Here is a 24940-nt window from a genome sequence, read left to right as displayed (position 1 = left end):
GTGGCTGGGGCGCGCGAGTGCGGCCAACGCGCCTGTAGCGCGAAAGACGCAGGGGGACCTCTGGAGAGCTCTGTGATGAATGACCAAATTTATCAGCGGATAGAAGACAGTGCGCGTTTCAGGGAATTAGTTGAAAAACGGCAACGGTTTGCCACGATTCTGTCGGTTATCATGCTGGCGGTTTATATCAGCTTTATTTTACTGATCGCCTTCGCGCCTGGCTGGCTGGGCACGCCTCTACATGCGGGAACCAGCGTCACCCGAGGAATTCCCATTGGCGTCGGGGTGATTGTGATTTCTTTTGTGTTGACCGGAATTTATATCTGGCGGGCGAACGGCGAATTCGATCGTCTTAATAACGCCGTACTGCATGAGGTGAAAGCATTATGAAGAGAGTTCTGACGGCGCTCGCCGCCGCACTCCCCTTCGCCGCTCATGCGGCGGATGCCATTAGCGGCGCGGTTGAACGCCAGCCCACCAACTGGCAGGCGATTATCATGTTTTTGATTTTCGTCGTGTTTACGCTCGGTATTACCTACTGGGCCTCTAAACGCGTACGTTCCCGTAGCGACTACTACACCGCTGGCGGCAATATCACCGGGTTCCAGAACGGCCTGGCGATTGCCGGCGACTATATGTCCGCCGCGTCATTTCTCGGCATTTCCGCGCTGGTGTTTACCTCCGGTTATGACGGGCTGATCTATTCGCTGGGCTTCCTTGTCGGCTGGCCAATCATCCTGTTTTTGATTGCCGAGCGCCTGCGTAATCTGGGACGTTATACTTTTGCTGACGTTGCCTCTTATCGCCTGAAACAGGGGCCAATCCGTATTCTTTCGGCCTGTGGCTCCCTGGTAGTGGTGGCGCTTTATCTCATCGCCCAAATGGTCGGCGCCGGTAAACTGATTGAACTGCTGTTCGGCCTCAACTATCACATCGCCGTGGTGCTGGTCGGCGTGCTGATGATGATGTACGTGCTGTTCGGCGGGATGCTGGCGACAACGTGGGTGCAAATTATCAAAGCCGTCCTGTTGCTGTTTGGCGCCAGTTTTATGGCCTTTATGGTGATGAAACACGTCGGCTTTAGCTTCAATAATCTGTTTACCGAAGCCATGGCGGTACACCCGAAAGGCACGGCGATTATGAGCCCAGGAGGATTGGTGCAAGATCCGATTTCGGCATTGTCGTTGGGTCTGGGACTGATGTTCGGCACCGCCGGCTTGCCGCATATTCTGATGCGTTTCTTTACGGTCAGCGATGCCCGCGAAGCGCGCAAGAGCGTGTTCTACGCCACCGGTTTTATGGGCTATTTCTACATTCTGACCTTTATTATCGGCTTCGGCGCTATCATGCTGGTGGGGGCGAATCCCGCCTATAAAGATGCCGCGGGCGCGCTGATTGGCGGCAATAACATGGCGGCGGTACATCTGGCCAACGCGGTAGGCGGTAACCTGTTCCTCGGCTTTATTTCGGCAGTGGCGTTTGCCACCATTCTGGCAGTGGTCGCCGGTCTGACGCTGGCGGGCGCATCGGCGGTGTCGCATGATTTGTACGCTAACGTGTTCCGCAAAGGCGCAACCGAACGTGAAGAGCTGAAGGTGTCGAAAATCACCGTCCTGGTGCTGGGCGTGATCGCCATTATCCTCGGCGTCCTGTTTGAAAATCAAAACATCGCCTTTATGGTGGGCCTGGCGTTTGCTATCGCCGCGAGCTGCAACTTCCCCATCATTCTGCTTTCCATGTACTGGTCAAAACTGACCACGCGCGGCGCTATGCTGGGCGGCTGGTTAGGTTTACTGACAGCGGTGGTGCTGATGATTCTTGGCCCTACCATTTGGGTGCAGATCCTCGGCCACGAAAAAGCGATCTTCCCGTATGAGTATCCGGCGCTGTTCTCTATCAGCGTGGCGTTCCTGGGGATCTGGTTCTTCTCGGCCACCGATAACTCGGCAGAAGGCAACCGTGAACGTGAGCAGTTCCGCGCTCAGTTTATCCGCTCCCAAACGGGATTCGGCGTACAACAAGGACGTGCGCATTAATCTTACCGTTTCCTCCGGCCCTGTGGGTCGGAGGAAAATCAGAACATCACCCTCGCCACCAGCGGGGCAGCCAGTACCATCACCACGCCGGACAGCATCATGACCAGACTGGCGACGACGCCCTCCTGCTGACCAAGTTCATAGGAACGCGCCGTGCCCGCCCCATGTGACGCCGCGCCGAATCCTGCCCCTTTTGCCATGCCTTCCCGGATAGAGAGACGCAAAAATAGCGCGTCGCCGACCGCCATGCCAAACACGCCAGTGACGACCACGAACAGCGCTACAAGATCCGGCTGCCCGCCCAGGGGTTCTGCCGCCGCCAGCGCAAACGGCGTAGTAACGGAACGTACCGCCAGACTACGCTGAATCTCATCCGATAACGTGAACAGACGCGCCAGCCAAACGGAACTGGTGACCGCCACCACCGTCGCCGTCACTACGCCCGCGGTGAGCGACATCCAGTGACGTTTGATAATCGCGAGGTTATCGTACACCGGCACCGCAAAGGCAATAGTCGCCGGGCCGAGCAGCCACAATAGCCAGTGCGATTCACCAATGTAGTTTTGCCAGGAGATATGACCGAACACCAGCATTAACACCAGCAGTGCCGGCGTCAACACTAATGGCATCAACGGCAATTTGCGAAAACGGCGATACAGACGCTTATTGGCGAAGTAAATTCCCAGCGTAATCACCAGGCACAGTACGCTTAACTGAACGTTATTCACGGTTTAGCCTACTCATCTCATAGCGATACACTTTATCCACCACCCACGCCGTCGCGCCGAGTACCATTAAGGTACTGATCGCTATCACCGAGAAAATGCGCCAGCCGTCCACCAGTAACAGATGGGCATAGTTCACTACCGCCACGACGGCGGGAACAAAGAATAACAGCATCTCCGCCAGCAGCCAGCGTGCGCCTGCGCGTACCCAGCTAAGCGGAATAATCCGGCAAACGATCAGCGCCAACATAAGCACCATGCCAACCAGATTCGCGGGCAACGGCAGATGCAGCCAGGAGACAAGATATTGGGAAAAAATGAATAAACCTGCATAGAGCAGTACCTGAACCGGTACCTGGAGTCGTTGCACAACGGCAGGCGTAACGCGGCTTATCGCCACAGCCATGAGGGAATGTCCTGAAAAATAATACGGAGCGCCAGTATAGAGAACCTCCGTCACGGGCAGAAATGAATTAAAATCATTGCAGGCATAGTCGGAAGGAATAATCATGGATATCAGAACGCTGCGTTATTTTGTCGAGGTGGTGCGTCAGCAAAGTTTCACCCGCGCAGCGGAGAAGTTATTTGTCACCCAGCCCACCATTAGCAAGATGCTGAAAAATCTTGAAGATGAGCTTAACTGTACGCTACTGATCCGCGACGGACGTAAGTTATTGCTGACCGATACCGGACGCGTGGTGTTTGAACGCGGTCTGGCGATCCTCGCTGAGTTTCGCCAGTTAGAGGCTGAGTTGAGCGATATTAACCATCTCAATAAGGGCGTGCTGCGGCTGGGTATTCCCCCGATGGTCGGCATGTTGATGGCCGGGCCAATCAGTTTGTTTCGACAACGCTACCCTGGCGTTGAACTCAAAATTTCGGAGTTTGGCGGCCTGACGGTACAGCAGGCGGTAATGAATGGTGAGCTGGATGTTGCGATGACCGCGCTCCCGGTGGAAGAAGCGAGCGGGCTGACGACGTTATCGCTGTTCAGTCATCCGCTGTGCGTGCTGGTTCCCCGTTCCGGTCAGTGGACAACCTGCGACTCCATCGCGCCTGAAGCTCTGGCGGAGCATCCTCTTCTTATCTATAACGAAGACTTTGCCCTGAGCCGCCAGTTGATGACCTTATTTAGCCAGCATGACGTAAAACCACGGATTGCCGTGCGCAGCGGGCAATGGGATTTTCTCGCCGCCATGGTGCAAGCGGGCGTCGGTATCGCCATTTTGCCGGAGCCGATTTGTCAGCGTCTGGATAAGGCCACGCTGCGCTGGCTACCGCTGGAAAGCGATCTCCGCTGGCAGTTGGGCATGATTTGGCGAGAGGGCGTGTATCTGTCGCACAGCGCCCGGGCATGGTTAACCTGTTGCGAAGGGTTTTGGCTGAATCAACCGTAAACCATGGGTTAAAACCCTTGCCGGATGGCGGCGCAAGCACCTTATCCGGCCTACTTGTAGGCCCGGTAAGCATGGCGCCACCGGGCCACAAGGACTACTGATTTTCTATCAGTAGCGCTTCCATCAAATCCAGGTCGTGCAGCAGCTTTTGCAATGTTTCATTGCTGATTTCTCGCGTGGCGCGCAGATGATACAACTCGGCGCGTTCGGAACGCAGCGCCGCCAGACGGAAACGTCGCTCCAGGTTTTCTTCCTGTATGGAGCTTTCGACATCATTTCGCCCATCGGCACGGCGACGCAAGTTACCAATGACACGTGAGCTTACTTCAGTAAGCAACTGATTATCGATGTTTTCTTCGGTATCCGCCGCCAGACGCTCTTCCATTTTCTGAATGGCGACAATCGCCACTTCCGCCGTCGCCGCGCGGGCGATACGCTCCTCTTTCAACTGTTGCGCATGATCGGCGACTTCCAGATGTTGCAACAGCAGCGGCAGCATGATCACGCCGACAAATAACGAGAACAGAATGACGCCAGCCGCCAGGAATACCAGTTCATAACGCGCCGGAAATCCGCTGCCATCCGGCAAAAGTAACGGTATAGAGAGCACACCAGCCAGGGTGATCGCCCCACGAACGCCAGCGAAGGAGGCAATCAGAATTTCACGCGACGTCCAGCTGGCGAACTCCATCGGTTTCTTCTTCAAAAAGCGCAGGCTGAACTTTTTCATGGTCCACAGCCAGCCGAAGCGAACCAGCATCAATGCCGCATAAATCAGCACGATATCGGTAAAGAGCATCCAGGTTTCGACATTCGGGTCAGCTTCCGCCGCCGCCAGCGAAGATTCCAGAATACCCGGCAATTGCAGTCCCAACAGCAGAAAGACCATACCGTTAAAGACAAATTCCAGCATCGCCCAGGTACTGTTCGCGCGCAAACGCATTGCCAGCGGCGCGCGGCGCATTACGCCAGAACGGGTGATGGTCATCCCGGCGGCAACCGCGGCCAGGATGCCTGAGACGCCAATATGTTCGGCAATCAGGTAAGACGCGAAGGGCAGCAGAAACAGCAGGACGATTTGCGTCGCGGGTTCATCGCCGCCCCAGCGGCTCAAAAAACGCAGCGAGCGGCCATACAGCCAACTGACCACAAAACCCGCCAGAATACCGCCGATAGCGACCTTAAAAAATTCCAGCGTCGCGCCGCCGACGGTAAAGAGCATCGTCCCCATCGCCACCGCGACGGCGAATTTCAGCGATACCAGACCGGAGGCGTCGTTCATTAACGCCTCTCCCTGCAGAATGCCCATGATTTTTTTCGGGATGCGCCCCTCGCCCACAATTCCGGAGAGCGCTACCGCATCGGTCGGCGACAGCACGGCGGCCAGCGCAAATGCGGGGATCAGCGGAATGCCGGGCACCAGCCAATAAATCAGGAAGCCGATTCCCACGACCGTTACCAGGACCAGCGCCAGCGCCAGCCCGAAAATCTCTCGTCCATGCTCAAGAAATTCACGGGTCGGCGTCTTCCAGCCATCCGCAAACAGCAGCGGCGGAATAAACAGCACCAGGAAGAGTTCCGGGTCAAATTCCACATGCAAACCAAACGTCGGCCACGCCAACAGCGCGCCAACGGCAATCTGCATAAGGGGTAAAGGAAGCTGGAAGGGTAATACACGCGTAAATACCCCCGACAGCGAGACCACAAGGGTCATGATGAGTATTGTGAAGAAAATTTCCATGCGTTCCCTGTTTGCGATGTTTTTTATGATGGAGAAAGGCATCATGCCTCGGTTTCACCTTCTTCAGATTAACGCAAAAGGTAACGTGATGTGTCCTGAAAATGAAAACGGGCGACCAACGCCGCCCGTTTTTCAGAATGAAGGCAGAACTAGATAGCCCAGCCGCCAGCATAAAAAGCGACCAGCGCGACCGCAATGACGACAGTTCCGATATTCAGCTTACGCCATTCGCCGGAAACCAGACGCCCGACGACCAGCGTGGCAAAGCCGATCATAATCCCGGTGACAATGTTACAGGTCAGTACAATAAATACAGCCGTTACCAGCCCCGCCATCGCATCGACGAAATCAGCAAAATCGATTTTCGCCACGTTACTCAGCATCAGCAGACCGACATACATGAGCGCCGGGGCGGTTGCGTAGACGGGAACGAGATAAGAGAGCGGCGAAAGAAACAGGATCAGCAAAAACAGCACGCCCACGGTAATCGCCGTCAGGCCCGTTTTACCGCCCGCCGCCGTACCGGCCGCAGACTCGATATACACCGCGGCTGGCGCTGCCCCGACCAGGCCGGAGAAAACGCTACTCAGGGAGTCGGTGGTTAGCGCTTTGCCGCCATCGATAATTTGTCCGTCTTTGTCCAGCAGATTAGCCTGCCCTGCGACCGCACGGATCGTTCCGGTCGCATCAAACACCGCCGTCATCACCAGCGCCAGTACGCTTGGCAGAACGACAGGGTTTAACGCGCCCATAATATCCAGGCTGCCGATCAGTGAGTTGCCGTTTTCATCGCTCAACGAAGGCATGGCGAAAATGCCGGAAAAATGGACGTTAGGATCGAAGAGCAAACCCACAATAGAAATGCCAATAATGGTCAACAGAATGCCGCCGGGGACTTTCAGCTTTTCCAGACCGAGAATAACAGCCAGCCCCACAAGCGACATAATCACCGGGAAGGTGTCGAAATCGCCCAGCGCGACCGGCAGGCCATCCAGCGGGTTTTTAATGACCAGGCCGACGCCGTTGGCGGCAATCAGCAACAAAAACAGGCCAATACCGATACCGGTTCCGTGGGCCACGCCCTGCGGCAAGTTACGCAAAATCCAGCTACGAATGCCGGTGGCGGAGATAACGGTAAACAGTACGCCCATCAGGAATACGGCGCCAAGCGCGACCGGGACGCTAATATGCTGCCCCAGGACCAGGCTAAACGCGGTAAACGCCGTCAACGAGATAGCACAACCGATAGCCAGCGGCAGATTCGCCCATAGCCCCATAACAATAGAGCCGACGCCTGCGACCAGGCAGGTCGCTACAAAGACGGCGGCAGGCGGGAACCCGGCTTTACCCAGCATCCCTGGCACTACGATGACGGAGTAAACCATCGCGAGAAACGTGGTTAAGCCAGCAACGACTTCCTGGCGAACGGTGCTCCCGCGTTGTGAAATTTTAAACCAGGCGTCGAGTGAACCGCCGGTACGCGCTGAAGGCGTAGACATAGAAAACATCCCCTGAGAATTTATTATTCGTCGGTATACGTGGGAGGTAATCCACTAACAGCGCAACGTTATCTCCTTGTGCTACATTTACGACAACCGGGGCGCCGCAAAAAAGCAAACGTTTAGCTCCACGTATACAAAACGGGTGGCAAAAAAAAGCAAACGATTATCCAGCGATCATCAACGCTTTTTCAACTGAACTTTGCCGCTTTTTATGCTTTTCTGCTTAGTATGCTCAATAAATCGCCAGACGATGCGCAAACGTTATCGTCCCTGCGCAATCCAGCAACAATTTTTCGCATCGCTGTTAGCAAATACGTTGCGCAATCTGCTCACAAAAACGCCATTATCCGCCGGGAATGGTAAACGGACCGCCCTGCTGAATCGCTCGCTGCCAGGCTGGACGCATTTCTACCCGCGCTTTCCATGCGTTGATATGGTCGAGATGAGCGATTCCACCTCGGGCAAGCAGCGCAAATAGCGGGAAGCTCATCTGGATATCCGCCATACTTAACTGCTCTCCGGCAAACCAGGGGTGATTTGCCAGATGCCCGTCAATAAAGCGCGCATGGGTTTCCAGTTGCGGATTGAGGTACGCTTTTTGCGCGCCCTTACCGATAACGCCGCCCAACGTTCGCAGGCCCAATGGTACCGGCGGTTTACCCAGAGAGGTAAAGAGCAGTCTCATCAATAGCAAGGGCATGAGCGAACCTTCAGCATAATGTAGCCAGAATCGATAGTGTTGTTTCCCCTGCGCATCCGCAGGTTTAAAGCGTCCGATACTGTCGTAAGTGTCCTGCAAATATTCCAGGATGGCGCCCGATTCCGCAATAACCATACCGTGATCTTCGATAACCGGAGACTTGCCCAGCGGATGCACTTTTTTCAATGCCGGCGGCGCCAGCATGGTCTTTTCACGCTGGTAACGCACAATCCGGTAAGGCAACGCCAGCTCTTCCAGCGCCCAGAGGATGCGCTGCGAACGAGACTGATTTAAATGGTGCACCGTCAGCATGGCTGTCTCCTGTAAGGTATGCCAACTAACTATAGAAAATTATGGCAGTTGCCGTAAAAATTTCGGCTAAAAAATCAGCATTTCGCTGGCGAACAGGGCGTCGTCGCTTACACTTACAGTATCAACACAAACCGGAACCTCCACCACGTGCTCGATATGAGGGGTGTTGACGCCGGGGGAAACCCTCCTGTAATCAGCGGGATAGAGCGAAAGACAAAGACCGGAAACAAACTAAAGCGCCCTTAGCGGCGCTTTAGTTTTAGGTGAACTCAGCCCGATGGCCGAGTGCATGTTAATCATCTTCAAGTAGCCGGGCGCCCGTCCCGTGTTCGCCAAGCCTGTCGCCTGGATTTCGCAGCGGACAGTCGCTACGCGATAAACAGCCGCAGCCGATACAACCGTCCAGCTCATCGCGCAACGCCACCAGCGTATGAATACGTCGGTCTAACTCTTCGCGCCACTGCGAGGAGAGCTGCTTCCACTCTTTCGCGCTTAACGTATGTCCTTCCGGCAAGATACCAAACGCGTCGCCGATAGTTGCCAGCGGGATGCCGATACGCTGGGCGATCTTGATAATCGCGACATAACGCAACACGTCACGCTTATATCGCCGTTGGTTACCGCTATTACGGATACTGGTAATTAGCCCTTTGCTTTCATAGAAGTGCAGGGCGGACACAGCAACACCGCTACGTTTCGCAACTTCCCCCGGCGTCAGTAAGGCTTTTAAACGGGGAGATTTTTTTTCCATAAATCGCTTTACCTCAAGTTAACTTGAGGAATTATACTCGCCCGCAGACAAAACGACGAATCGAATACTGTTTAAGAGGCAACAATATGTCGCATCAGCAGATAATTCAGACCCTTATCGAATGGATTGATGAACATATCGACCAACCGCTAAACATTGATGTGGTGGCAAAAAAATCGGGCTACTCCAAGTGGTATTTGCAGCGGATGTTTCGTACGGTAACGCATCAAACATTAGGCGAGTATATTCGCCAGCGCCGTCTCCTGTTGGCGGCTGTTGAGCTACGAACGACCGAGCGCCCGATTTTTGATATCGCGATGGACCTGGGCTATGTATCGCAGCAAACCTTCTCGCGTGTATTCCGCCGCGAGTTCGATCGCACTCCCAGCGATTACCGTCACCGCCTGTAAGGCGTCTGCCCGCGTATCGTCAGAGGCGCGGGCGTTTGTTGTAGCCAGGAGATGAATTCCTGCGGTGGTAACGCCTTCGCAAAGTGCCATCCCTGACAATACTGAACGCCGCGTTTTAGCAACCAGCTAACCTGTTCAGCCGTTTCAACCCCCTCAGCAATGATTTTTAGCCGCAAACTTTGCGCCATTTCAATAATATGTTCCACAATCAAATGGCTGGCGCTATTAGTGGTTAGCGTGTCGACAAAAGATTTATCAATTTTTAAAAGGTCGACATTTAATGAGTACAGGTTATGCAAGTTCGAATAGCCGGTACCAAAGTCATCAATTGCCACCTCGTATCCCGCCTGGCGAAACGCCTGAATAATCGGCGTCATTTTAGGCACATCAATAAATCCGCGCTCGGTCACTTCAACCTTTATCTGTTGCGCAAGCACTGAATGCTGACGCGTTTTTTCATGAATCATCACAATTAGTCGGGAAGAGAGAAAATCGGCGGCAGAGAGATTGATAGAGACATAAAGATGCGGGTGCGAGGCCAGAAAACCACCTAAATCATTAAATACCTCTTCGACGACATAATCGGTGATCTGCTCAATCATCCCCTCTTTTTCCGCCAGCGGAATAAATTCGCACGGGCTCATCACCGGACCGTGATAGCCCGGCCAACGCAATAGCGCTTCGGCACCTACACATGTCCCGTTTCGGATATCAATGATCGGCTGATAATGAAGGCAAAGCTGGTGCCTGGTAATGGCCCGTTGCAGCAATCGACGCGGTGAGTAATATGCCTGCCGGGATCGTGACCACATAAATAAGATGATAATGCTACAGATGATCCCTAACGGTAGCGTTAACGTAAGCTGATGAAAGAGGTTCTGGTAAAAGCGTTGCTTTGAGGTTGAAACAATCGCGGCAACCGGTCGTTTTGCTGATTTAACCAGAGTATAAAAACGCTCACCCTGTTGGAACACAGGTTCACTCCGTCGTACCAAAGGTAATAGCTGATCAGCCTGCGCCTGTTCACTCAGGGAGAAAAAGGTGTTGGTCACCGTATCATACATTCCCCAGGCCAACGCCGGATCGTCTGACATCACCTCGCTATAAGATAAGGGATTGATAACCGCGACATAGTTTCCCCGCTGCATATATGTCATTTTATAACCGTTGAAAAAAGGCGTATCACGATAGTAATAAATAGCGATGTCAGGCTTTCGTTTATAGTCAGCGCGGGGAATAAAATAAGGACTTGTTGGCGTCATAACCGTAGAGCATAGAAAACGCTGGCCCTTAGCATAAATCAACTCATTAATGTACAAACGACCGCGGATAATATTCAGCATTCGCTGTTGATGGGCTGGCGTACAGGCTTGCCCCTGATATTGTTCAGCGGCATCGCGGGCTAAATCTGCTTGCAGGATAACCCGCTCCGTTTTATCTAATACCAACTGCGCAAATGAATGTAACTGATTTCTGGTTTCAGAGACTGCCCGGATATGAGCAAACCAGATCGCCAGCAATACAGGAAGTAACACCACAATGATCGTTCCGAGAAATCTCAACACCTTGCGTCGTGTGCTTTGACTCATTTTCAGCCTATTTCCCTGCATTATTTGTGACTATTGTTGGCAAAATAAGACATGAACCAAACGGAGGTTTACGGTGCATGAATTTATCAATATTAGCAACAGACTTTTACCGATCAACATTTACCATTAATAACTACGCGCAATCTCTTTCGCATACCAGGCAGGACGCTAAATATTTTTGATAATATCAGATTTATACCTAAGTAAACGATGGGGTATACATCTTTACTCCTTTCTTTTGATAAATAACTTGATATTTTTATCAGGTCTGAATTTCACGAAAAAAATAAAAGAGTAGTAATAATACATCTTTGCTTTCCGGCAGTTTCTCTACGGACGCGTAGAAGTCACACAAAAAATACGGTTATAAAACGCACAAAAAATACATTGCCGATCTGGCGAACAAGCTGGTTTTTGTGATATAGTTCACAAAAACAATGAAATAGAAACAATGTTTCATTCGATGTTGATGTGACGTCCGTTGATAGCCAGAATGTCCCACGTTTCCCGGGAACAACGCCGTGCTGTCCTGGACAAAGGTCTATTCAGAGGAAATGTTTCATGGCTGCCATAACCACTGGTGTCGTTCTTCTCCGCTGGCAACTGCTGAGCGCCGTGCTCATGTTTTTAGCCAGCACGCTCAATATCCGTTTCCGTAAATCAGATTATATTGGTCTGGCGGTGATCAGTAGCGGTCTGGGCGTGGTATCCGCCTGCTGGTTTGCCACCGGTTTACTCGGTATTACCATGATGGATCTCGCTGCGATCTGGCATAACATTGAAGCCGTAATGGTCGAAACGATGAGCCAGACCCCGCCAGAATGGCCGATGGTGCTGACCTGATAGGCTATCGCTGCCGCTGAAGCCGCCCACCGGTTATCTCAACGCGGAACCGCGCGCCAGGGGCAGCCTTGCGAACCATCACGTCCCTCGCATTGCCGTTGATGAGGGCCGCCAGGTGTGGTTATCCAAAAATGGCAAGTGGAATAGCCCTAACAGAATCGAGCTAAACTTATTGAAGACGTTGCCGACTCGTTAAATGACAAAAAAGACCCGTTTGTGCAACGGGTCTTTTTTATTAAGCAGTACCACCTGATAACAGCGACAAGCGCTGCTTATTTTACATTAATAATTTATCCGGAGAACAATCACGGATTATTTTTCCACCTTTCATTACCAGGACCCGGTCAAAATACTTTATCAGATATCGACGATGCGTCACCATGATCAACGTTTTCCCATGAATAAACTCATCTAAGTTATCAAAAATTTGCTTCTCGGTATTCTCATCCAGATTTGATGTTGGTTCATCCCATAAAAAGACGCTGGCGTTACTGCTCAGACTACGTGCTAATAATAACTGCTGCTGCTGTCCGGATGACAGGTTTTTAGCCATAAAATTCACCGGAAACTTCAGCCCCATAGGATGTTGCAAGATAAAACCACAGTTCGCCAGATGAAGCGCCTTGAGTACCCGGCCCCTGTCGTTTTGCGGTTTTAACGCGAAATTACTTTCAATGGTTCCGGTGAATAAAACATCATGTGTCGTCACCACGCTTAAATGCTGAGAAAAAAAGTTCTGCGATAAATGCCCTAAGTTATATCCATCATATAAGATGGCGCCGTCTGTTGGCGAAAGGTAGCCAGATAGCATTCCCAGTAATGAGCTTTTTCCTGCACCGCATTCGCCTATCACTGCGACACGCTGCCCCGCAGGTATGTCTATAGACAGTCGGTTAATAATCAGCGGAGATTGAGCGTCATACTGATAACTCACACCCCGAATAGAGATATCGCCATTGCACTTTGATATAGACTGTAATGCCGGTGTTTTTTCTGCCTGATCTTCATCAAAAAAAGAAAGCAGATCCTTACCGGTTTTTTCTGCTGATAAAATAGAGATTAATGTAGAAGAAAAATTCGAAATGATCCCGGAAATACGACCAGAGACAATGACAGATGAAACAATTGCGCCAGTAGTAACATCACCCTTGATTACCATAAAAAAGGCTATTACCATAATAGTTATTTGGGTAATAGATGACATACTCCCCAATATAGATTGATAGATAAGATTTAATTTCCTTATCTTCAGGTTAAGATACGACTGTTCATTTGATGTGTTGACCCAATCAAAAAGTAAACCTTGATTATTTAAGGTATGGATCATTTTAATAGATAAGAAAACCTCTGAGATGAAGATATTCCTGTTCTTCTGTCCTTCTTTTTGTTTGTTCATTAACTCATTAGTATAATGGTGGTTAACGAGGGAAATAATAATAGAGACGATAAACATGGCAACAGGGACAATAACGACCAGACCTAAATTTACATATATAACAATGAGAAATATAATAAATATTGGAATATCGGCTATACGTTGAAAGATCGAGTTTAATAAAACGGGTTTAATTTTCTGAAACTCATTCCATAGCACAAATGCTGATGACATGGATCTGCCATTTTTCTTTTTACTATACAGGACCGCTTCAAGAAATGCGATATCAATATCGACGTCATCCTGCCTTGCTGTGATAGACTGATAAATATCTTTCGAAGTACGAAGGATAAACTCAAAAACAATAAATACAGCAACAATTATAGCCACGCCAAATAAAGATGAAACCGAAGCACTTGGAACAAGCTTATCATAGAACAGATTACTAAATACTGGAATAGTTAACGCAAAAATTGCCATAAAAAGAGATGAAAAGAAGTATTTAGTATAAAAAATCTTGTTCATCGATAAAGAGTTTTTTATGATATTTTTTACTCTTATACTATCAACAACTTTATTTAAAGGTAGTATACTAAATGCAGATAACTCTTTTAAATATTCATCTTCAATTTCAACATAACAGAGTTCACCGCGCGCGTTTACCAACTTTATTTTTTGCCCGCCACTCACACACACCATCCACTTCATTTCTGGTGTTAATAGTAAAATCGGCATAGGCTCATTTAGTAAATCCTCACCATTATTAAATAATATATCCTGTAGAGAAAGCCCTAACGACAAAAAGAAATTCTTCATTTGTATAGAGTCATCAGTGTTATTTCTGTCGTATTTTTTAAATCTTAAATTTATATCATCCTCTTTGATGTCAATTTTTATGTTGAATTTTTTAGACACTATAGATAATGCCGTTTCCGCACTTAAATAATAAGGTTCTAGTTTTTTATCCATAAGTAAACCCCCTCACCCAAAGGTGAGGGGTCTCCGTTATTATGCGTGTTCTTCTTGATTATCTACAGGTAGCGTAACTTCATTAACGGCGAAAACATCAATAGCGCCGTTATTGTTGTGCCCTACAGAACTCGTGGAAGGGGAATCATTAATATCGTCCTCGGTCTTTCCTCTTGCATTCATTGCGTTCACAATATCCGCCGAGGAGTGATCGACTGAGAATGTTTTTTCCTTAATCAGGAAATCATCGTCCTTATCAATGAATTTCACGTCCATAGTATATTCACCATCTTCCAAAGATAGCGGAACTTCGAATATTGCTTTCTGGTTAGTTATCGGCAGAGTAAACTCTTCTCCTTCAAACATAACACTGACATTAACAATATTCTCAGGTACTGATATTTCAAAAGAAGGTGTCTGACTAATTGAACGATCTATTTCATCCCCAGAGTCAGCGTTTAACAATGTAATACTATAGGCTGTCTCCTTCACCACGCTTTCTTCCGCCGCAGACGGCACTGTACGGAGATGCGTAGCGCTTTCGGCATTCACTGTTTCAGACACCGGTGGAGTAACCGCTGTTGCCGTGGCGTCATCGATCGCATCGTCATGCTGGCTATCCGCTGTTACCGTCACCGTTGAGTCAACCGTCACCTCCAGCGAAGCAGATTGCAGTGAATTCCCCGCGCGATCCACCACCGTCACGCTCAGCGTGTAAGTACCATCATTCCAGGCGGCTGGCGGCGTGAAGGTCCAGCCATCCGCGCCTTGCGTCGCCTGATAGATGTCTGTCACGCCATTATGCGTCACGTTTACAGTCACCCCGGTCACATCAGCATCAATATGCTGCAGCGTGAACTTAGGCTGGGTGTGATTGTGATTCGTCACGTTATCGCTGTCTGAAGCGCCATTGTCTTCACCTGCTGCCAGCGCAATCTCCGGCACGGTCAGCGTACTGTCGATCGTAACGGTAATGGGTAACGAGTTTTTCTGATTACCCGCGGCATCGCTTGCGATTACCGATATCGTGTAGGAACCATCAGCTAACGGTGTACCTGGCGTAAAGAACCAAACGCCATCGGCATTTTTTTCAGCATTATATACGGTCCCATTGATATCGACCTGAACGACCACAACATCGCTTTCCAGATTCCCGATAATAAAGGTAGGCTGATTATCTCGCGTAATATTATCGCCCGCCGTACCACTGTCTGAGTCTGGAGATAATGAAATAACAGGAGTCTCTTTCATGATATCGAGAGGGACATCATCACTCCGGTTACCAATCGCATCCACACTCGTAATGGTAAACTTCCCTTCCGATGGATACGGGATCGCCATACTCCATTTACCATTATCAGGAACGGTTAACGTATAAGTATTCCCATTACTATCGGTTATTATTAGCTGAGATTTGGCTTCCGCCGTCCCCTGCATAATAATTAGATCGTTGACAATATCTGAATACGTTACGACCGGAGCGTTTGGCGGCGTTCGATCAATAAATATTTCATGTACCTCTTCCTTACGGTTGCCTGCGTTATCCTCAATACTCAACGTGATATCGTATTTCCCTTCCGGAAGCTGATCGGTCGATAACTCCCACTGCCCATTAGCCGCAACGACAGCGGTTGCCAGCGTGACCCCTGCCACGATTAATGATACCGTAGCGCCAATTTCCCCCATACCTCTCATGGTAATAGTGGAGCTATTACTCCACCAGTCCGTTTTCGATGATGATTTATTGTCATCAAGCTCGCTGGTAAATACCTGGATATGCGTATCGACCCAAATGGAATACTTTTCCTGATTGACGTTACCAGCACGGTCCGTAGATTTAACAGTGATATCCAGCTGGCCTTCTGTGAAATAAAGCGGGTTCACCGGCATCTGCCAGTGGCCTTTGTCATTAACCCAAACTTCCCCCACATTTAAGCCATTAATGATGATTTCTATTTTACTATTGGGCTCGGCACTGCCACTAAACAATAAGTTACGTGTCGTGTCCGTTATATATATTTTGCCATCACTACCGGTCATCTCTGCTAACGTTTGTCCGCCGATAGAATCAATGGCGACAGGCGTCGTATTAAAGGTATCGATAGTAAAGTTTAGCGTTTTCGAGGTAGCCGTGTTGCCTGCTTTATCGGTGATAACATAATAAATGCTATGGGAACCATCGCCCAACGGTGACTCAGGTCGATAAACTTGATTTCTGTCCGTCACCGTGATCGTATCGACTAACACCCCATCAATGAAAATCTGAACACTCTGGTTCATTTCTCCATAAATACTAAACGCAGGCCGGGTTTGACTCGTTATACTATCATTACTGAAAATACCGTTATCAGAACCTGCCATCATAACAGGATTATCGATAAACGTACTGGTATCTATCGTGACGAGTAAGCGAGGCGATTCTGCCGTATTACCTGCCGGGTCTTCGGCAACCACTCGGATAGAATATTCACCATCTTTTAACGCATTATCAAACTGATAGGACCAGGTTCCATCTTCAAGCACAAGCACATTTGCCACGATCTTTTCATCCACATAAATATGGATTGTGGCTCCCGCTTCTGCGGTGCCAACTAACACAGGCTTGTTGTGACTAGTAATCAGATCGTCAAGTGAACCAGAGTTGCTCGCATCTTCAAGGTTGAGCGTTGGGAAGGCGGTTGATGAATCGACATCCACGCTATAATCCTTGCTCACTTCAGTGTTGCCAGCAACGTCAGTAATGCTGAAATGAATATTAAACTTACCATCATCTTGCAGCAGTATCGGCGCGCGCCATGTGCCATCAGCCTCAACCATAACAACGTTGACTAATTTACCATCGACAAAGATGCTGACCTGAGAACCAGCCTCCCCGACACCTGAGACTGACAACGCCCGGTTATTAGAGAGGACCGGTAATGAATCTTCATCAATGTCAAAGACAGCAATTTTAGAATCGATTGTCACGGTTGTAATCGCAGACTCAACCCGGTTACCAGCAGTATCCGTAGCAACAAATTGCACCTGATACTCGCCGTCGGCGCTATTTGCCGGCATGGTATAGCTAATATTACCTGACGAACTCGCCTCTACTGTGCCTTGTAACACACCATTAATATAAACCTGTACCGTCGCGCCGGGATCGGTCATGGCAACCAGTACCGGAGACTTATTATTGGTAATCAGATCATATTTATCACCGCTATTAGTATCCCGACTTAATGAAATATCGCTGATTTCAATCTGCGTATCATGTTCTATCAGAATATCTTTTTGTTGACTGTTGCCCGCTTTATCTTCCGATACCACGACAAAGGCATTACTACCTTCACGCAGATCTAATTCTGCGCTCCATCGACCATCATTGCCTACCACCAGGGTAGCAATAACCACCCCCTGCGGATTCCTGATGGTTAAAGTACTTCCGGCTTCGGCAGTACCATCGATGGTGACATGAGATTTATTGGTGATCCAGTCGCCAACTTTGCCACTGTCATCAGCTTCGCGTAATACCACGGTTAACGGCGAAATTACTGTATCCAGTATTACATTCTGCGGACCAAACTCTCTGATATTGCCGGCAACGTCTTCAACTTTAAACGTTAATTCATAATTACCGTCATTACCCAAAGCGGGTAATACTACGCCCCAGTGTCCTGCGCCTGTCGTATAAGCAATCGCTTTTTCAACGCCATTCACAAAGATAGTGATTTTGCTGTTTGGCTCACTGGTACCGCCAATCTCCGGCGTCACCGTATTGATATATCCGCCCTCATGCATTCCAGATATATTCCATACCAGTTCAGCAACCTCGGTATCGATAGTGACATCAACGGCGGTGGAACGCAGTTCGCTATTATCGCGAGGGTTGACGATACCCACCTGGACGACATAATGGCCATCTTTCATTTCCGATAACTGGAAAGTATATCGACCCGCTGTATCCGCTGTCGCCTCGCCGACCTTCACGCCATCCACATAAATACTCACAATCGCATTAGGTAACGTGTTCCCAACCAGGGTCGGCGTTTTATTATTCGTGGTAAAGTCTCCTAAGGCACCACTATCGCTCTCCTCGCTGAGCTTTATGGTTGGAGGCGTGACATCAATAACCGGTATTACTACAGGAAAGTCGACCTGCGACGATTCATTACCCGCTTTATCTTTGGCAACAATGCTCACAACATAGGAGCCTGGCGCTAATACTGATGGCGGCGTCCAACTCCATTCGCCATTCGCATTGGCGTTTGCCGAGCCGACCACTTTCCCATCCCACTGAATCATAATCGTCGAGAACGCTTCGGCGAGCCCTTTGAACTCAGGACGTAGGCTGGTTGCTTCATGCTGATCATCAATAGATGGATCCGAAAGGCGAATGGTGGGATCGATCGTAACCGTATCGATAGTGAATCTTTCCTGCGTTTGCGCAGTATTTCCCGCGACATCTGTTGCGACGACGTTGATGGTATACATGCCATCCGGCAGTATATTCGGCGTCACACTCCAGTTGCCATCGGCGCCAACCGTAATCGTGTGTTTTAGAACCTCCCGACCTGACTTATCGTCAACAATGGTAATCACCAGTTTCGCATTAGGCTCCGCAGTACCTTCGAATTTGGGATTTTGCTTATTCGTAAGGTTATCGCTATTGGAGCTGCCGGTATCAGACGCTGGCTCCATTCTGACACTGACGCTTGTCGTGGTATCAATGGTAAAGGGCAGCTTAGTTTCAGAAGTATTTCCGGCAATATCTCTGAAGACAACAACGGCTTCGTATACGCCATCGTTTAACGCAACGGGAACCTGAAATTCCCAGAGGTTATTGCCATTTGCCGTAACCGGATAAGAAACGCCGTTAATTCTGATTACCACAGTATCAATATCGGCGGGTACATTGCCAATAACGAAACGTGGTTTAGTGACACTCGTAATATTATCAACAGCGCTTTCGCCAGTATCATCCGCATCCAGCAAATCAATACTGGGATCAGAAACAATAGTGTCTATTGTGAATGATACCTCTTTGCTAATTTTATTACCTGCGATATCTTCAGCCACTATTTCTATTTTGTAAGTTCCATCCACTAACGGTGTATCAGGGGTAAATAGCCATTTATTACCAGCCCCCTGAGTCAGTGTGCTGGATTTCCCGTTTAAAATTACCGTCACGCTCTGCAGCGGTTCTCTGGCTGAAATTTCAAAACGTGGAGAGGTAATATTCGTAATACCATCCGTAGAATCCTTTCCGGCGTCGTCCAGCATCACGACGCTCAGGCCGTCAATCTGCGTATCCACGGTGAAGCCCAGCGTGGAATTTGCCGTATTCCCTGCCCGATCCGTCGCCTGGACATGGAGAGTATAATGACCATCAGACAATGCGCTACCTGCAGTAAATTGCCACTGCCCGGCCGCATTTTTACTGACAGGCGTCCAGTTTACGCCATCGAAAGAAACCAGCACCGATGTCACATCATCAGGCGTTGCAATTTCAAAAGAGGGACGGGTAGCATTGGTGACATTATCGTGATCGTTGACGCCGCTATCTGTTGTTAACGTAACACTGTCAATCTGAACCTGCGTGTCGATTTCAATCTGCAGTTCGGCCGATGTTTTGGTATTGCCAGCAATATCCGTTACGGTAACAGAGATCGTATGCTGACCGTCAGACAGCGGTTGTTCCGGCGTAAAGGTTAAATTCCCCCCTGTGTTTTCAATGGTGTAATCCCGACCATCAATATGAATCACAATATGTGATACATCATTATCGACATTACCGATAATAAACACCGGTTTGTTAATCCTGGTAAGATTATCATTAGCATCATCACCAGTATCATGGGTGGGATCGAGTACAATTGTCGGCTCTCGCAGAGTCGTATCAATCGTAAACTGCAGCGTTTCTTGCGCAACGTTGCCGGCGATATCAGTCACATCAACCAAGAGAGTGTGTTGCCCATCAGGTAATGCCGAACCGACATTAAATATCCAGCGACCATCCCCTCCTTTTGTGAGTTCAATCCAATTAGCGGCGTTATCGATTTTAACGCGCACATGGGTAATATCATCAGCGGTAACAATACTAAACTGCGGCTTGTCGACTTTGGTAATGTTATCTACATCGCTATCACCGCTATCTGTAACCAACGTGACGCTTTCAATTTCAGCCGTTGTATCTATCACAACAGGTAATGGTTTCGATGTCGCGGTATTTCCGGCCTTATCTTCAACCGTAACGGTAATATTATAAGAACCATCCGGAATGGCATTGCCTGGTGTAAATTGCCAACCAGCCCCAACCTTAGTCGCGTTATAATCATGACCATCAATCGTCACCACGACTTTGATAACATCGGGGTCAACATTACCAATCGTAAAGGTGGGTCGTGAAATATTAGTGATATTATCGGCGGTATTCGCTCCGGTATCTTGTCCTGCGTCTAAAGCAATAGTCGGAACCTGTATATTAGTATCGATATTAAATACTAAATCTTTATTCGCAATATTACCTGCCTGATCCGTGGCCTCTACGCGAAGGGTATATGTGCCGTCAACCAGAGTATTCGGGCTGTCAAAAATCCACTGTCCGTCGGCATTTTTGCGTATCACATTCCAGTTAGCGCCACCATCCAGGGTTACGCGTACCTGGATGACATCACCGGGAACGTCAATTCTGAATGACGGTTTGGCAACATTCGTTAATTGATCATTCTGCACGCCAGTATCATTAAGCAATACGATATTGTTAATGGTTGTCGTGGTATCAATACGCACCTCTAACGGCGCAGATTCTTTTACATTCCCCGCCAGATCTTCCACCACAACGGCTAACTGATATGAGCCATCAGCCCAGCTCGCAGAAGGCGTAAAGCGCCATTGACCATTGGTGAATACCGCCGCTTCCTCGTGCGTTTTACCGTTGTAAGTTACTTTGACCATCACGCGCGTAACGTCAGAATCAACCTGGCGTATGTCGAACACAGGCCGATCGTGATTGGTGAGGCGATCGCCAACAGTACCGCTATCTTCGCCAGCTGCCAGTTCAATCACCGGCGTAGTCAACGTACCGTCTATCGTCACCTTTAAAGGCGCGGATGTTTGCTGGTTGCCTGCCACATCTGTTACCGTCACGGTGAATGTGTAGCTACCGTCCGCCAAAGCAGCATCCGGTCGATAGCGCCAGCCGTCGGCTGATTCGGTGAGTACCACCGTTTTAAACGTGCCGTTATGCTCAATACTCAATTCCACGTGTCGAACATCTTTATCGATACTCCCCAACACAAATACCGGCTGAGTGACGCTGGTCAGATTATCGTTCTTATTCTGTCCGGTATCCTGATCGGGCGCTAGCTCAATGGTTGGCGTTAACAACGTGATGTCGATAGTGAAATTGAGCGTCTCTGTCATCTTATTACCCGCACCGTCAGTCACTTCCACGGTCAGGGTATGCTGTCCCTCTGGCATATCCGTCGGCCAGGTGTAATCCCAAATGCCAGCCGTCGAACTCTTGATTGCAGTAACCCAGGTCGTGCCGCCGTCAATACTCAGAAGAACCTTTTCCACATCATCCGGTACCGAGATCTGGAACTGCGGACGCACATGTTTTGTCACATTATCGCCAGGGACGCCGCTATCGTTGACTAATTCAATATGATCAATGGCTATTTGCGTATCCACTGTCACCGTCAGCGGCGTAGACGGACGCGTATTTCCCGCCCGATCCTCCACTGTCACCGTCAGCGTATAATCACCGTCGCCCCACGGCGCTGGCGGTGTAAAGCTCCAGCCTCCAGCCCCCTGTGTCGCGGTAAACGAGGTTGTCGTTCCATTATGCGTGACGCTGACTGTAACGTTGATAACATCCGAATCGATATTCTGCAGAATAAAGGTCGGTCGGGTGCGATTGGTCATATCATCGCCAGGCGTACCGGTATCATCCGTGCTATCCAGCGCAATGGTCGGCGTCGACAACCGGGTGTCGATGAAAAATTCAAGCGTTTGCGTCGCCGTATTGCCCGCTCTGTCGGTGACCATGACGGTAAGGGTGTGTTTTCCATCGCCCATATCCGTTGGCCAGGTATAGCCCCAGACGCCTTCGATACCCTGCGCCGCGCTCACCCAGTTTGCGCCCCCATCAATGCTCAGTTGCACAGAATTCACATCCGCCGGCACCGTGATCTCAAACTGCGGACGGGTGCTGTTAGTTAGATTGTCATCAGGCACGCCATGATCATTGACCAATGTAATATCGGTAATGCTGGTTTGCGTATCTACCGTCACTATCAGCGGCGTGGACTGGCGGACATTCCCCGCGTTATCCTGGACTTCTACCGTTAGCGTATAGCTACCGTCCGCCCAGTCAGCATCTGGCGTAAAGCGCCACTGACCGCCGACCTGGGTCAGTTTCACTTCCTGGCTATTGCTGCCCTGCGTGATCCGCAAAATGACCGAGTGCGCATCGGCGTCAATATTGCCAATGGTAAAGCCCGGTGTTTTGACGCTCGTAATATGATCGCCAATGGCGCCTGTATCGTCCCTGCTATCCATAGTGATGGTAGGCGTTGACAGCCGGGTATCAATGGTAAAATCGAGCGTCTGCGTCGTCTTATTTCCCGCCTTATCGGTCGCTTCTACCGTCAGGGTATGTAGCCCGTCGGTCACATCTTTCGGCCAGGTGTAATCCCAGATCCCTGCCGTGCCCTGTGTTGCACGAACCCACGTATTACCGCCGTCGATACTCAGACGTACCTCGTTGACATCCCCTGGCACCGTGACGCGGAAGTGTGGACGAACGTCATTGGTCAGGTTGTCGCCGGGAATACCGTTATCATTAACCAGTTCAATATCATCAATGGCAATATGGGTATCAACCGTGACCGTCAGCGGCGCTGAGTATTTTACGTTCCCCGCATCATCCTCCACCCTCACCGTCAGCGTATAGTCGCCATCCGCCCACATACCGGTCGGTGTCACGCTCCAGATGCCGGTCGCGCCTTTGGTGGCCGTCAGCACCTCTTTCGTGCCGCCATGCTGTACCTCAACCGTGACATACCGTGCGTCCGCGTCAATATTGCCCAGTATAAACGTCGGCTTATTCACATTGGTCAGGTTATCGCCTTTTGTTCCGCTGTCGTCCGTGCTGTCCAGAGCGATAGTCGGCTCTGACAGTAGGGTGTCGATGGTGAACTCCAGTTGCTGTGTTGCCTTGTTTCCCGCCTTGTCGGTCGCCTCCACTGTCAGGGTATGCTTCCCCTCTCCCACATCAGCCAGCCAGGTGTAATCCCAGACTCCCGACGTCGAGCTCTGTGTGGCGTTAAACCACGTTTTGCCGCCGTCAATGCTCAGGCGCACCACGTTGACATCCGTCGGTACCGTCACCTGGAACTGCGGGCGCACGTTGTTGGTCTGGTTGTCATTGGGGATACCACTGTCGTTAACCAGTTCAATATTGTCGATGCCGATTTGGGTATCGACAGTGACCTTCAGCGATGCAGAATGGCTGGTGTTCCCCGCTTTATCTTCGACTGACACACTCAGGGTATAATCGCCCGCCCCCCATGATGTCGGCGGCGTAAAGGTCCATCCGCCTGCGTCTTTAGTCGCGTCAAATGTGGTGACGCCGCCGCCATGCTCCACGCTGACCGTAACGCGAACGGCATCATCATCAATATGTTGCAGGTTAAATGTCGGCTGGGTGCGATTGGTCATGTTATCGCCCTGGACACCGGTATCGTCCGCACTATCCAGTACGATAACCGGCGTCGACAGCGTGGTATCAATAGTGAAGTCGAGCGTCCTGGTCACCGTATTGCCTGCGTTATCAGTCGCTTTCACCGTTAACGTGTAGTCATCATCTGCCAATGTCTTTGGCCAGGTATAATTCCAGACGCCCGACTTCGAGCTTTGCATCGCCTTAACCCAGGTTACACCGCCGTCAATGCTCAGACTGACCTCGTTGACATCCCCTGGCACCGTGATGCGGAAATGTGGATTGGCGTCGTTAGTTAGATTGTCGCCCTTAGTACCGCTGTCATTAACCAGTTCAATATCATCAATGGTGATTTGGGTATCAACCGTGACCGTCAGCGGCGCTGAGTATTTTACGTTCCCCGCATCATCCTCCACCCTCACCGTCAGCGTATAGTCGCCATCTGCCCATGTGCCGGTCGGTGTCACGCTCCAGATGCCGGTCGCGCCTTTGGTGGCCGTCAGCACCTCTTTCGTGCCGCCATGCTGTACCTCAACCGTGACATACCGTGCGTCCGCGTCAATATTGCCCAGTATAAACGTCGGCTTATTCACATTGGTCAGGTTATCGCCTTTTGTTCCGCTGTCGTCCGTGCTGTCCAGAGCGATAGTCGGCTCTGACAGTAGGGTGTCGATGGTGAACTCCAGTTGCTGTGTTGCCTTGTTTCCCGCCTTGTCGGTCGCCTCCACTGTCAGGGTATGCTTCCCCTCTCCCACATCAGCCAGCCAGGTGTAATCCCAGACTCCCGACGTCGAGCTCTGTGTGGCGTTAAACCACGTTTTGCCGCCGTCAATGCTCAGGCGCACCACGTTGACATCCGTCGGTACCGTCACCTGGAACTGCGG

The 24940-nt window shown here is 50.1% G+C and carries 13 protein-coding genes and 1 pseudogene; 5 read left to right on the top strand and 9 right to left on the bottom strand.

All coding sequences use genetic code 11. The features are described 5' to 3' along the window. The first annotated feature begins 75 nt into the window (after window positions 1-75). Both ABVM99_RS07560 and actP read left to right on the top strand, forming a co-directional pair. A complete protein-coding gene (locus ABVM99_RS07560) occupies window positions 76-390 on the top strand; it encodes a DUF485 domain-containing protein (RefSeq protein WP_000999620.1) in 315 nt (104 codons plus the stop codon). Continuing rightward, entirely contained in the window at window positions 387-2036 is a 1650-nt protein-coding gene (gene actP, locus ABVM99_RS07555) for a cation/acetate symporter ActP (protein WP_000832536.1), read from the top strand. Before ABVM99_RS07560 ends, actP begins: the two co-directional genes overlap by 4 nt. Before the next feature lie 38 nt (window positions 2037-2074). On the opposite strand, the gene ABVM99_RS07550 is transcribed toward actP, so the two are convergent. Both ABVM99_RS07550 and ABVM99_RS07545 read right to left on the bottom strand, forming a co-directional pair. Then, the gene (locus ABVM99_RS07550) at window positions 2075-2764 is read right to left on the bottom strand and encodes an LrgB family protein (protein ID WP_001067096.1); all 690 of its coding nucleotides are present in this window, start codon (window positions 2762-2764) and stop codon (window positions 2075-2077) included. Further along, window positions 2757-3167, bottom strand: a complete 411-nt coding sequence (locus ABVM99_RS07545; protein WP_000257347.1) for a CidA/LrgA family protein — start codon at window positions 3165-3167, stop codon at window positions 2757-2759. Before ABVM99_RS07545 ends, ABVM99_RS07550 begins: the two co-directional genes overlap by 8 nt. Window positions 3168-3270: 103 nt before the next feature. On the opposite strand from ABVM99_RS07545, the gene ABVM99_RS07540 reads away from it, so the two are divergent. After that, window positions 3271-4158 (top strand): LysR family transcriptional regulator, encoded by an 888-nt coding sequence (locus tag ABVM99_RS07540; protein ID WP_023194570.1) that lies wholly within the window; start codon window positions 3271-3273, stop codon window positions 4156-4158. Between the two features lie 94 nt (window positions 4159-4252). Here the strand turns inward: ABVM99_RS07540 and ABVM99_RS07535 are convergent, their stop codons facing one another. The 4 genes from ABVM99_RS07535 to soxR all read right to left on the bottom strand — a co-directional run bounded on the left by ABVM99_RS07535 (window position 4253) and on the right by soxR (window position 9164). Further along, on the bottom strand, window positions 4253-5899 hold the full coding sequence (locus tag ABVM99_RS07535; RefSeq protein WP_052938312.1) for a Na+/H+ antiporter: 1647 nt from the start codon (window positions 5897-5899) through the stop codon (window positions 4253-4255). A 149-nt stretch (window positions 5900-6048) separates the two neighbouring features. After that, on the bottom strand, window positions 6049-7398 hold the full coding sequence (ghxP, locus tag ABVM99_RS07530) for a guanine/hypoxanthine transporter GhxP (RefSeq protein WP_000106907.1): 1350 nt from the start codon (window positions 7396-7398) through the stop codon (window positions 6049-6051). 346 nt (window positions 7399-7744) lie between these two features. Continuing rightward, a complete protein-coding gene (locus ABVM99_RS07525; protein ID WP_000958582.1) occupies window positions 7745-8413 on the bottom strand; it encodes a glutathione S-transferase family protein in 669 nt (222 codons plus the stop codon). Window positions 8414-8705: 292 nt separating this feature from the next. Continuing rightward, window positions 8706-9164 (bottom strand): redox-sensitive transcriptional activator SoxR, encoded by a 459-nt coding sequence (gene soxR, locus ABVM99_RS07520; protein WP_000412686.1) that lies wholly within the window; start codon window positions 9162-9164, stop codon window positions 8706-8708. 86 nt (window positions 9165-9250) lie between these two features. Between soxR and soxS the strand changes: the two genes are divergently transcribed. After that, window positions 9251-9574 carry a superoxide response transcriptional regulator SoxS gene (gene soxS / locus ABVM99_RS07515; RefSeq protein ID WP_000019483.1) on the top strand — a complete coding sequence of 108 codons (324 nt, stop codon included), beginning with the start codon at window positions 9251-9253 and terminating at the stop codon, window positions 9572-9574. On the opposite strand, the gene ABVM99_RS07510 is transcribed toward soxS, so the two are convergent. Next, the gene (locus ABVM99_RS07510; protein ID WP_001651250.1) at window positions 9562-11163 is read right to left on the bottom strand and encodes an EAL domain-containing protein; all 1602 of its coding nucleotides are present in this window, start codon (window positions 11161-11163) and stop codon (window positions 9562-9564) included. The two genes, soxS and ABVM99_RS07510, sit on opposite strands and share 13 nt — an antisense overlap. A gap of 561 nt (window positions 11164-11724) precedes the next feature. Between ABVM99_RS07510 and ABVM99_RS07505 the strand changes: the two genes are divergently transcribed. Continuing rightward, window positions 11725-12006, top strand: a complete 282-nt coding sequence (locus ABVM99_RS07505; RefSeq protein ID WP_000719058.1) for a YjcB family protein — start codon at window positions 11725-11727, stop codon at window positions 12004-12006. Window positions 12007-12283: 277 nt separating this feature from the next. On the opposite strand, the gene siiF is transcribed toward ABVM99_RS07505, so the two are convergent. Next, window positions 12284-14350, bottom strand: coding sequence for an SPI-4 type I secretion system protein SiiF (gene siiF, locus ABVM99_RS07500; protein WP_023194815.1), 2067 nt, complete (start codon window positions 14348-14350; stop codon window positions 12284-12286). A 39-nt stretch (window positions 14351-14389) separates the two neighbouring features. Continuing rightward, window positions 14390-24940 (bottom strand): annotated as a pseudogene (gene siiE / locus ABVM99_RS07495) (non-fimbrial adhesin SiiE); the annotation flags it as partial.

Source organism: Salmonella sp. SJTUF15591, assembly GCF_043356435.1.
Lineage (GTDB): Bacteria > Pseudomonadota > Gammaproteobacteria > Enterobacterales > Enterobacteriaceae > Salmonella > Salmonella enterica.
The sequence above is the reverse complement of the archived record's forward strand: the minus strand, read 5'-3'. Positions and strand labels throughout refer to the sequence as shown.